The sequence below is a fragment of the Streptomyces colwelliae genome (assembly GCF_048158785.1).
Classification (GTDB): Bacteria; Actinomycetota; Actinomycetes; order Streptomycetales; family Streptomycetaceae; genus Streptomyces.
The window spans coordinates 1-10,762 of the sequence record NZ_JBLTJC010000351.1 but is presented as its reverse complement, the minus strand read 5'-3'; the positions used below and the strand labels follow the sequence as shown (position 1 = coordinate 10,762).

Annotated in this window: 11 protein-coding genes and 1 pseudogene; 11 read left to right on the top strand and 1 reads right to left on the bottom strand. The window is 70.9% G+C overall.

The features are described from left to right. The first annotated feature begins 223 nt into the window (after positions 1-223). Both ACNFOC_RS43180 and ACNFOC_RS43175 read left to right on the top strand, forming a co-directional pair. On the top strand, positions 224-1,303 hold the full coding sequence (locus ACNFOC_RS43180) for a hypothetical protein (RefSeq protein WP_416964475.1): 1,080 nt from the start codon (positions 224-226) through the stop codon (positions 1,301-1,303). Beyond that, positions 1,284-1,550, top strand: coding sequence for a hypothetical protein (locus ACNFOC_RS43175; protein WP_416964474.1), 267 nt, complete (start codon positions 1,284-1,286; stop codon positions 1,548-1,550). Before ACNFOC_RS43180 ends, ACNFOC_RS43175 begins: the two co-directional genes overlap by 20 nt. Before the next feature lie 334 nt (positions 1,551-1,884). Here ACNFOC_RS43175 and ACNFOC_RS43170 read toward each other — a convergent pair whose 3' ends face one another. Continuing rightward, the gene (locus tag ACNFOC_RS43170) at positions 1,885-3,483 is read right to left on the bottom strand and encodes an ADP-ribosylglycohydrolase family protein (RefSeq protein ID WP_416964473.1); all 1,599 of its coding nucleotides are present in this window, start codon (positions 3,481-3,483) and stop codon (positions 1,885-1,887) included. Between the two features lie 295 nt (positions 3,484-3,778). Here ACNFOC_RS43170 and ACNFOC_RS43165 point away from each other — a divergent pair. The 9 genes and pseudogenes from ACNFOC_RS43165 to ACNFOC_RS43125 form a co-directional block, all read left to right on the top strand. Then, positions 3,779-4,201, top strand: a pseudogene (locus tag ACNFOC_RS43165) (HU family DNA-binding protein); the annotation flags it as partial. Between the two features lie 90 nt (positions 4,202-4,291). Continuing rightward, a complete protein-coding gene (locus ACNFOC_RS43160; protein WP_416964472.1) occupies positions 4,292-5,107 on the top strand; it encodes a hypothetical protein in 816 nt (271 codons plus the stop codon). A gap of 26 nt (positions 5,108-5,133) precedes the next feature. Continuing rightward, a complete protein-coding gene (locus tag ACNFOC_RS43155; RefSeq protein ID WP_416964471.1) occupies positions 5,134-5,904 on the top strand; it encodes a hypothetical protein in 771 nt (256 codons plus the stop codon). Positions 5,905-6,088: 184 nt separating this feature from the next. Next, positions 6,089-6,439: a hypothetical protein gene (locus tag ACNFOC_RS43150; protein ID WP_416964470.1), complete on the top strand. Its 351-nt coding sequence runs from the start codon at positions 6,089-6,091 to the stop codon at positions 6,437-6,439. Next, positions 6,436-7,041, top strand: coding sequence for a hypothetical protein (locus ACNFOC_RS43145; RefSeq protein WP_416964469.1), 606 nt, complete (start codon positions 6,436-6,438; stop codon positions 7,039-7,041). The genes ACNFOC_RS43150 and ACNFOC_RS43145 overlap by 4 nt, the downstream gene beginning before the upstream one ends. A gap of 67 nt (positions 7,042-7,108) precedes the next feature. Beyond that, positions 7,109-8,095 carry a hypothetical protein gene (locus tag ACNFOC_RS43140; protein WP_416964468.1) on the top strand — a complete coding sequence of 329 codons (987 nt, stop codon included), beginning with the start codon at positions 7,109-7,111 and terminating at the stop codon, positions 8,093-8,095. Beyond that, positions 8,092-8,556 (top strand): hypothetical protein, encoded by a 465-nt coding sequence (locus ACNFOC_RS43135; RefSeq protein WP_416964467.1) that lies wholly within the window; start codon positions 8,092-8,094, stop codon positions 8,554-8,556. Before ACNFOC_RS43140 ends, ACNFOC_RS43135 begins: the two co-directional genes overlap by 4 nt. Positions 8,557-8,622: 66 nt before the next feature. After that, positions 8,623-9,987 carry a hypothetical protein gene (locus ACNFOC_RS43130; RefSeq protein ID WP_416964466.1) on the top strand — a complete coding sequence of 455 codons (1,365 nt, stop codon included), beginning with the start codon at positions 8,623-8,625 and terminating at the stop codon, positions 9,985-9,987. A 22-nt stretch (positions 9,988-10,009) separates the two neighbouring features. Next, on the top strand, positions 10,010-10,762 hold a 753-nt coding region (locus ACNFOC_RS43125; RefSeq protein WP_521986487.1), incomplete at its 3' end, for a DNA methyltransferase family protein.

Sequence of the window (10,762 nt, the reverse complement as noted above, 5' to 3'; positions counted from 1 at the left end):
GGGCGGATCACCGCCCCTCCCCGAAGGCACCCCCACGGGCACTGACGTTGCCTATTAGTCAAACGTGATGTACTTTAGCGCCTGCCCCTGCACGATCGAGGGCGCCGGCGCGGAGAGGAGCCGGCGATGCCGGTCACAGCTCAAGCTCGTTCCACCCAGGCCCCCACCCTCGGGGCCACGACTACGGCCTGCGGGTTCACTGCCGGTCCGACAAGGAGTATCAGTGATTCCCGCCGACGCCGATGAACTTGTGACCTCGCAGGACATCGCGACCAAGTACAAGGTCAACGAAGCCAACGTGGCCTACTGGGTCACGCTCGAGGGCTTTCCGGAGGGATGGCCGTCCGGTCCCGGGCGAACCCTGGTCCGCGACGCTGCGCTGGTGGACGACTGGCTGCGCGAGAACCTCCCGGTCTACTGGGCGCAGGGGCAGGACTCGGACAACCCGTACGGCCTGCCCGAGGGCGGTCCGAAGGACCTGGTGAAGCTGTCGGACATCGCCGCCTGGGAGGGCAAGGCCCTCGGGCGGAAGGAACCGGTGCCCGAGGTCACCCTGCGGACGTACATCTCCCGGAAGAAGATGCCGGGGCCCGACCGCAAGCCGGGGGACGGGGAGCGGCCGGAGGTGACGGAACGCATGTGGTTCCGCGAGACGGCATACGAGTTCGTGAACCGGCCTCGTCGCATGCGCCGCCAGAAGACGTCCGAGGAGCCGGCGGTCGCTGAACAGGCCCCTGCAGCCGCCGACGAGAGCTCGGAACGTGCTCCCACCGCGCGGACGGGGTACGTCGATGCCCAAGCCATCGCGAGCACGTACAGCGTGAGCGGTCAGACTGCCAGGGGGTGGACCCGCGTTGAGGGGTTCCCCGAGGCCGGCGAGAACGGCTACAGCGCGGCCGAGGTGGACGAGTGGGTCCGGCACAACCGCCGGCGGTCCTGGACCGCGGCCCAGCGTCGTACGGAACTGACGGGTCAGGCGTGGCCCGAGACGCCGGCAGCCAACTCCTCTGCCGACGTCCAGGTCGAGCCGGCGGATGAGTCGGTGTCCGAAGCCCGCGGTGAGCAGACGGAATTGACCGCGGAGATGATCGGCCCGCGGTACGGCGTCTCCGAGCGCACCGGGCTGCAGTGGATCAGCGTCAAGGAGAAGCGAGACGGCAAGAAGGTCATCCGCCGGGCCTTCCCGACGCCCCTGCGCACCCGTCCGCGCACGTATGCCGCGCACGCGGTCGACGCCTGGGTGAAGGAGCACCGCCCACACGTATGGGCGCACCGGGCCGGCATTGGTCAACCCGCTGCCTGAGGGCGACCCCCTGGACCTGCTGGACATCTACGACTTCGCCGAGGTGCTGGGCATGGCCACCCGCGGCGAACCCCTCGCACGCGAGACCATCCACGCCTACCACGCCCGCGGGCAGGTCCCGTTCGCCGACCGGACGGCCGGGGACGGCGGAAAGCCCCGGGTCCTTCAAGACCACTGGTACCGCAGGACTGTCTACGACTTCGTCCTCAGCCGCAGGGGGTCCGGCAACTTCGACGCCAGGGCATAGAGGGACGGCGCGAGGCACAGCCGGGGGCCGGCGGGAAGCCCGCCGGCCCCCATGGCGCGCTCGACCGGGCCCCGGGCCGCGCCGCAAGCGCGTCGCCCTGCCAGGCGATCGGCCTGTCACAAGTCCGGTCCCGGCGGGGGCCACGGGCTGCGCAGATGGCCCGGAAACGCGGAGCCCGTCGGCCATATGGCCGACGGGCTCCGGGTGCATCTGCATCTGGTCGCTGTGTCTGTCCTAGCGGGTGCGCTGACGAGCTGACGGCGCACCGAGAGGGGCGCGGTCTCCGCCGGAGACCGCGCCCCTGGTTTCAGCGGTGCCACGCACCGTGCCGGAATCAACCGCGCTTGCGGAAGAAGAGGCTACGGCGGGTGCGGGGCTGCGGCTGGTACGGCGGCTGCCCTGCCAGTTCGTAGACGGCGTCGTGGAGCTGCGGGTGCGCCAAGAGGGTCCAGTGCTTGCCCAGGACCGTCCAGACTTCCGTCAGGGCGGTGTGCGGGTCCGTTCCCAAGAGCGTGCTGTAGGCCGCCGCCACGGCGGGGGTGCGCGAGCGGCCCGCAACACAGTGGAGGAAGACGCGCTTCCCTTCCTTCCGGAGCCGAAGGACCTGGCGGGCCGCCTGGTCAAGGGCGTAGTGGAGGTTGGGGTTCGCGCCCTCCTTGTCGACAAGCCAGACGCGGACATGCTCAGCGTCGATCCGGGAGAAGACCGGGTCCTGCCCGATGCGGCACAGGGAGACGACGGCGTCGACCGGCGGGGTGCCGGTGAACTCGGTCATCGGGAGGTTGCCGAGGATGACCCCGGGGTCCTCTGGGTGAGTCACCGTGAAGGCCGCACCCGCATAGCCGGGAATCTTGACGCGCGGGGCCGACGGCCAGCCGTCGCTGTCGTCGTCACCCTTGCGGGCAGTCAGGACGGCCAGACGGACGAGGTCGGGGCCGGACATCATCGGCCAGCCGTTCACCGCCCGCTGCCAGTCGAGCGGGATGGCAGAAACGCCCCAGCGCGCCCCGAGAAGGGCGCCTGCGATCGCGGCCACGGTGTCCGTGTCGTTGCCCGCACGGACAGCCGCCTCGGTGGCGAGCTGGAAGTGCTGGGCGGGGAACGAGTCGCGCTCCGGGGCCAGGTCGGGGACGGGCGTGCGGGTGATGGCGGACCACGCGGCCTGGAGAGCGGTGACCACGTACCCGTTCCGCTCCCAGTGGTGCGGCGGGTTCGCCTCGGCCTCGTCCAGCCTCGCGTGCCAGATCTCCTGCCGGTCTGCGGGAAGGAGCGATACACCCTGGCGGACGCCGTCGAAGGTGCCTTCGAGTACGGCGATGCGGACGCCGGAGCACCACAGGATGCACGCCTCGGCACACTCGGGGTCGGAGTGCGTGAGGGAGCTGATCATGGTGGCTGCCCTGACCATTCCCTCGACGTCGTCCAGGTAGGCGAGGGCGACGATGCCGGTCCGCATGAGGGAGCCGTTACCCGCGCTGAACCGGGTGCGCGCGGTGTAGGCGTCGGCTGCCGCCAGCATGGCCTGTGCGGGTGTCCCCGTCTTGTGGGCCTTCGCGGCGCCGAGCACGCTGCGGGTCTGGTTCCCGATGTCGCTCGCGCCGCCGTCACGCCACCGGTGGAAGTTGCGGGCGATCTGGTCGAGCGCCCCGTCGCTGGTCAGGTCGGCGCCGGTGGCGGCGACTGCGGCGATGCACACGTGCATCTGCGTGTCGTCGGAGTACTCGCCCGGCTTGTACGGGCCCAGGCCGCCGCCGATCATGGCGGGCTGCTCGTCGGCGGTCAGTCGGCGGCCGAACTCGTAGGGCACGCCCAACGCGTCTCCGCACGCGGCTCCGAGAAGGACGCCGGCTGCGCGGTCGGTGGCGTGGATGCTGAGCGGGTGGGACGCCGGGATCGGGGTGGCGGCGGTGGAGTCAACGAGCTTCGTGTTCACGGGTGTTCTCCCGAGGTCATGTACCGCGTGGATGGTCTGAGGAAGGCGGTGGCGGGGAGCGCGGCATCAACTCGCCTGGCGCTCCAACCCGCTGTCGCTACGTCAGAGTGACACGGCCCCACTCCTCTCGTCAACATGACGATTAGCGTTGCGTGTTCTTTTTTTCGTGTGTACTGTGATTGTTGTCGGAGGCGCTCATGCCACTCCGTACGACGCGCCCCGCTTCCATTCGCGGGCCCCATGCCAGCGCCCCCGCCTGGCGCCCAAATCCCTTTACATGCACAGGAGTTCAGCCATGAACAAGGCCCAGCTCGTCGAAGCGGTCGCAGAGAAGATGGGCAGCCGCCAGCAGGCCGCCGACGCCGTCGACCACGTGCTCGACGCCATCCTCCGCGCCGTTGTCGCCGGAGAGCGCGTCTCCGTCACCGGATTCGGGGCATTCGAGAAGGTCGACCGCCCGGCCCGGTACGCCCGCAACCCGCAGACGGGTGAGCGGGTGCGGGTCAAGAAGACCTCCGTTCCCCGATTCCGCCCGGGGCAGGGCTTCAAGGACCTCGTCAGCGGCGCGAAGAAGCTGCCCAAGGGCAGCGAGGTGGCCGTGAAGAAGGCCCCGAAGGGCAGCCTCACCGGCGGCGCCGCCTCCGCCACCACGGCGAAAAAGGCGGCTGCCAAGAAGCCCGCGCCGAAGAAGCCCGCCAAGGCCATGAAGTCGCTCGCCTGATCCCCATCGCCGGACCCCCGTCCCTCTGGCGATTCCATCTCGACGGCCGGGCGCTGCTGCGCCCGGCCGAATCGGAGAGACCCCCTGATGACCTACCTCGTGATCGACGGCGCCCGCGTCGTCTCTGCTCACCGAACTCTGGCCTCCGCCCGCTCAGGGGAGGCGCAGGGGCTCGGGCACAGCACCGAACCCGGCCCATCGGTCGGCGGCGTACCGGCCTGGTGGGCAAGGCCGCAACAGAGCGGCGCGCTGGCGGAGCTCGGCATCCTTCACACTGCCGCGACCGAGCTCGGTTTCCGCTTCGAGCTGCGCGCCTGCCAGGCGCCGGCCGGTTCCTGCACCCACCGGCCGTGCGCCACATACACCACCTGGGCTGTCAGCCGCCGGTACGGACTCCTGAGCGAGCTGGCCGCGTTCGTGCCCCTGTCCTGGATCTGGGTCGGCCAGCGTAGCGACGACCCCCGCGGCGACGCGCCGCAGTTCCTCACCGAGGGACGGGCCCTCGTCGACCGTCTGACGGCAGACATGCGGCAACCTCTGCGCGCCGTCGAACAACTGCCGGATGACACCCGGACTCTGGCGGAGCGAGCCCAGTCCGCCCACGCCCGTGCCGTCACGTTTCTGGCGCGGCACTTCGGCCCCGACTCCGAAGCCGGGGGCGTCGTGGTACGCCCGGTCCTTCACGGCCAGGACCTGCATCTGAGGCTGGACCCGTCAACTCCGGCGGATCTTGCCGTCTGCGGCACAGCGTTGCCAGGCCGCCGAGGGGGTGCCACCGGCGCCGAACTGGGCGCACATCCCTGTGACCGGTGCTTCGGGCGCGCCCCCATCGTCCCGCCCCCCGTGCTCGGCGCCGCCGAGTACGAGGCGTGGATCGCGTACATCCACCAGCCCGGCTCATGACCGGCGAATCAGGGAGGAGTCACCTCGTGTCCGAGGCTCCAGCCACCGTCCTTGCCAACTCGTCCAAACAGCTGGCGCTTCGCCTGCTCCGCCGCAGGCCCTTCGGCGCCGGCTACCTGACGCAGGTGATCGACCTCGCCATTCGGGAGGTGATCCCCAGCCAGTTCGACGAACCCGACGAGCGGGAAGCGGCCCTGGTCCACCAGCGGCTGACCCGCTACGCCGCGAACGGGCAGCCCGGCTCCACCGAGCTGGCCCGCGCCATGCTGGCCGTCAGGCACGCCCTGGACCTCGTGCGGCACGGGCACTACCGGGCCTCCGCCGTTCCCGAGAGCGGACCCGACACGACCGTTTCCGCGGAACAGCTGCTCGAACTGGTCACCGAAGCCGGCCGGGACCGCGTGCTCGCGGCGCAGGGGGGAGCCCTGGTCGTCTCCGCGGAGAACGAGGAGGCCAGCACCGTCTACCGACCGGTGTCCGCCGCCCAGGCCCATGCCCTGCGGAGGGCCGCGCGCAGCGCGAAGGAGGAGGCGATCCGCCTCCACGAGGGTGCTGTTGAGGTGCTGCGCCCGCATGTGCGCATGGCTGACTGGAGCAAGGACGACGGGTACGGAGTCGCCGTCGACGTGGTGCGCCACGGCGTATCGGTGCAGTGGTGGCCGGCTGCGGTGCCGGAGTCCCAGGCGCTGTGGGAGCAGGGAGGAATCCGCGCGCTGTGCGTGGCGCTGCTGACGGCCCGGTTCGCCGTGTCATGCGGGGATGAGGGAACACCCCACGCCATCATGTTGCGTATTTAGGTTTCAATGTGTAGCGTGTGGGTGTCTGGTCGATCGGCCGCCCTCTCCTTCACAACCCGTACGTCGGCTTTCGCCGGCCTTGTGAGGGCGGCCGTCAGGCCGCTGCACCGCTGCGCGGCGAATCCCGCAGCCCTTCAACTCACCGCCCGGGCCACGAGCGCCCGCCTCGAACTGGGAGACCGCCATGGTTCTGAGCAGCCCCCAACCGCGCCGGACGCCGCCCCTCGACTCGCTCAGGGGGCTGGTGCCGGGCGCCGAGCTCGTCAAGGTCCGTGCCAACCCGAACAACTGGAGCCAGGCCGAGCTTCTCGCCGCCTACACGTGGCCGCAGCACCAGGGCGAGCGCTTGGTCTCCTTCGGCAACGGCAACTACTCGGACGACGCGCACCACACCGCGCTGACGATCGGAGAGTTCCTCGACCAGTACCGACAACTCCCGGTCGTCCGATTGCTCCAGGCCAGCGACTCCGCCCACACCTTCCTGGTCGAGCTCGCCCGCCCCTCCTGGGAGCTCTCCGGTGGTGGTCCGCAGTGAGCGTCCCGGCGATTCCCGCGGTGTGCGCGCACCGTCCCACCCGTGGCGGCCTGGTCGTCCCGTACGTCTCGTTCGAGCACAACGGCCTGCCGGTCTTCGGCGGGCTTCACCCGGGTAGGCGCGCCCGGGCCTTCGAGAACAGCCTGTGTCAGATCTGCGAACGGCCGCTGGAGCGGTGGTTCTACGTGCTCGTCCGCCCGCAGGACGTGAGCGTCGGGTACGCGCCGGAACCGGCACTCCACCCGCCGTGCCTGATGTATGCGGAGAAGGCGTGCCCCATGCTCAACGGCACCAGCGCCACCTACCGTCCGGGCGGCGTCATCGCCCGGCATCCGGCGGGCCGTCCGTGCGACGACCCGGCGTGTTCCTGCCCCGTCACGGCCCCCACCGCGGAATCCCAGGTGCGTGCTGGGCGCAAGGCCGACGACTGGGACGCGTGGATGCTCTCGGCGGACCAGTACGTGCTGCGCCGGGATGACCGCGGCGGTGCCGTGGGCATTCAGCTTCCTTCCGACCCGAAGCGCATCCGCCGCGTTCGGGTGTCCCCCGAGCGAAAGCGCGCCGTCGCCCTGGTAGCGGCGCTCCAGGCGCTCGGCATCTAGCACTCCCACTTCTACGCCCGGCGGGCCCGCCCGTGACCGCCGGGCTCTGCCACCTACGAGGATGACCATGCTCGCTGAACGCTTCCGCCCCTCTGACATTGAGAAACTGGTGCGCACCGCCGGCGCCCTGGCCCACTCACCGGCCGTCGCCGAACTGCCGTCGCCATACCGTGAACTCGCCCGGCGCGTTCACGCTGAGATCGTCGCCGAGGCCGGCGGCCGTCGGTCCCCGGCCGTCTCCGCCTTCCTGGCGCCTCGCCCGGGCGAGCAGGTGTGGATGCTGCGCATCTGGACGCGACACAAGGACTCCACGGCGCCGTACGCCACGAAGGGCGCTGCCCTCGATGAGCTCGCCACGCACGTGCGCAGCAACTGGGCCAACGTGGGCGGCCAGGGCGGCGTGCCCGATGAGCCTCCGGCCAACGACGTGGAGGCGATCGACCTCTACTACGGTGCCGACGGCGACGCGGTGCCCGATCAGGGCTTCGAGCTGTACTCGGAGGAGATCGGACGGCCGCACCGCTCTCGGATTGTTCCCCTGAACTTCGCCTTCCCCGACGCCGTGACGGCCGATGGCCTCAATCGCGGCGCGGTCTTCTACGCCGCCGATGACGACGGACCGTCGTGCATCGAGGTGGCCGGTGTGCTCGTCTTCGGCTACGTGGACGCCGAGGACGGTGTCGTGCGGGTCTCGGTCCACCTCGACAGCGCCGACCCCGAGCACGTCGTCCGGCCGGACGGGACCGTACCGCTGCGCGTCGTCGTCGAGGACACCGTCGTCCTCGACGACCACAGTCACCACCGCGCCCCGCACCCCACCGTGTTGGAGCAGCTCCTGGACGCTGCCGACCTGGAGCAGAGGGCCGTGATCTCCTCGGTGGCGGTCTCGGCGGGGCTGATGTGGAGCTGTCCGGACTGCCGGTGGCCCAACCCGCGGGCGACGGAGGAGTGCGAGCGCTCCGGATGCGGACTCAAGGTCAAGGCGGCGGCGATCGGTGCGCAGGCGGCAGCGCTCTCCGCGGTGCCGACTCTCGCGCTGGAGGGCCCGCGATGAGCGTCAAAGCCAAGTCCTACCCGCCAGCGCCCCGGCACCTCCGTGCCGCATGTGCCCATCCATCGGGGCACCTCACGTCACACGGCAGCCGTACCACGCTCCAGGTCTACCTGGACGACGGCCTGGTCTACCGCAACGACGGCGACGATTTCCGGCTGCCGGCGGAGTTGGCGCAGGCGCAGGGCGTCGGACCGTACTTCATCACCGGCGCCGGGCGGCGGGCGATCCTGAACGACTCCCAGCTGGCGGCCATCGACTCCGCGGACGAGGACGGCGCGCTGCGGGACGTCAGCTGGCCAACCGCCGCCGCCCTCACCCGTCTCGCGCTCGTCGAGTACCGGGACGCCGACGGCACCCCGCAGCCCACCGACGGTGACGACGGCCGTACCGGCCCGAAGCACCGGCCCTTCCTCACCCCCGCGGGCGTCGACGCTGCACGCGCCGCGAAGTCCCAGCCCTGATCCCCCTCTCCTTCGGCGGGTGCGGCCCTCCCAGGCCGCACCCGCCCCTCCCCCACAGGTACACCCATGACTTCCCTCGCCCTGTTCGCACCCAGCCTCGACAAGGCCGGCCCCGCAGCGTCGTCCTCCGGCGTGCCGTCCCCGGCCGAGGTCGCCTCCGCCGACGCTCTGGAATCCTTCCGCGCGACGAAGCACAAGTCGCTCAACTTCGGTCTCGGCGTCGACTCGACGGCGCTGGCCCTGGCGATCATCAACGAACCGGCCGCCTTCGGGGTCGCCACGGACTTCTCCGACTTCTCGATCGTGACGGCGATGACCGGCTTCGAGTTTCCCGACACGATCTCCGACGTCGAGAACCACGTCCTGCCGCTGCTGCGGGAGAAGGGCATCCGGTACACGCAGGTCGCGCGCGCCGGCCACCTGGAGTCCGCCGGCGTCCAGGTCCTCTCCGACACCACGAATCCCGGCAAGGTCTTCGACCGCGGCCAGTGGACCCTCATGGACGAGCTGGAGGCCAACGGCACCGTTCCGCAGTACGCGGGCGGGCACAAGTGCGCGCAGAAGTTCAAGGCCTTCGCCATTGATGATCTTCAACTGCGGGAGGCCGGCGGCCAGACGGTCGGCAAGCTGTTCGGCTACAACGCCGACGAGCGCAAGCGCGCGGTCAAGGCCAACAAAGCCCAGGCCGAGCGCAACGAAAGGGCCGGCCACGAGACCTTCGCTCTGGACTACCCGCTGCTCCGGCTCGGTTGGGGCCGCAAGGACGTGCAGGGCTACGTCAAGGACCGCCTCGGGATCAACATGTCCAAGTCATATTGTCCCGTTTGCCCGTTCTCTGGGGTGTGCTCCCCGCAGCCGGACCACCTGAAGCGGCTGCGGAAGTACCCCGACCTCGCGGCGCGCGTGCTGCGCCTGGAGTACCTGTCGATGGCCCTGAACGACAACAGCTCCCTCTACAAGGACGACACCCTGTTCCGGCGGGTCACCGACGACCAGAACACCGAGGCGCTCGGCCAGTTCGACGCCCGGCTCGACGAGGAGCCCTGGGCGGTCTACCGGGTGCAGCGTGTCTACACCGCCGGCCGACGGCCCGAGTGCAAGACCGATCACGGCGACCGATGCGCCAAGCCCGAATGCCGCGACAACGGCATCAAGGGCACCGTCTACCGGTCGGTGAAAACCGTCCGCACCGGCAGCCGCACCGAAGCCGGCACCTTCCTGACCACCGCGGCCACGGCGCTGAACCGCCCGGTCGAGCACTCCACGGACGCCCACGGCGCCGGCATCGCCCGCGTGCGCACCCGCGTCCGCCCGGACTCCAAGACGTACGGGACGGCCGAGGACTTCTACGTGACCGCCCCCGCCGGCGTGCAGGACAAGGCCCGCCCTGCCTTCGCCGAGGTCTGGGCCGCGATGACCGACAGCCAGTAGCACCCGAGCCCTGCGAGGAAAGATGACCACCCGCACCCTTCCACCCGGCGCCTACGACAAGCTCACCGCCACGGTCACGCGCGACACCGGCGACCGGCGCACGGCCGCCCTCTGGATCCACGCCGCGGCCCTCGTCCGGCACGCCCACGACCACGTCCTGGCCCCGGCCGACGACCGCCCTCCGGGCCCGGGCGGCCTGCTGAAGTCCCTGGAGAGCCTCGCCAACTGCCACCCCGCGCTCATCCCGCTCTTCGATCCGGCCGTACTGCCGCTGTGGGAGCAGCCGCTCGGCGCGGCCGCCTGGGCTGCCATCGAGGAGTTCTGGGACCGGCACCCCGCCCTGGAAGGTGAGCACCGCGTGGACGGCTACGCGCTCGGCGACACCTACCAGCTGCTGTCCGAGGAGGCCCGCAAGGGGCGCGCCCTGTGCCAGACGCCGCCCTGGGTCGCCCGTCTCCTGCTGCGGCTGTCGCTGGAGCCGGCGATGGAGGAGTGGGGGCCGGCCGATGTCCGGATGATCGACCCTGCCTGCGGGACCGGGCACATCGCCGTCGCCGCGTTCCACATGGTCCGCGTCCCGCCGGTCCGCGGACGCCGGCCCGCTCCGGTCGGGCACGGGCCGCAAACCGTCGAGCGGGCGCTCGCCGCGGTGTCGGGTGTGGACCTCGACGCGTACGCCGCCGCGCTGACCGCCTACCGGCTCCTGGCGAGTTCGGCGCACGTCCTCGGTGTGAGCCTGGACCGCGTCCCGGCGTGGCCCGTCAACGTGGCCGCC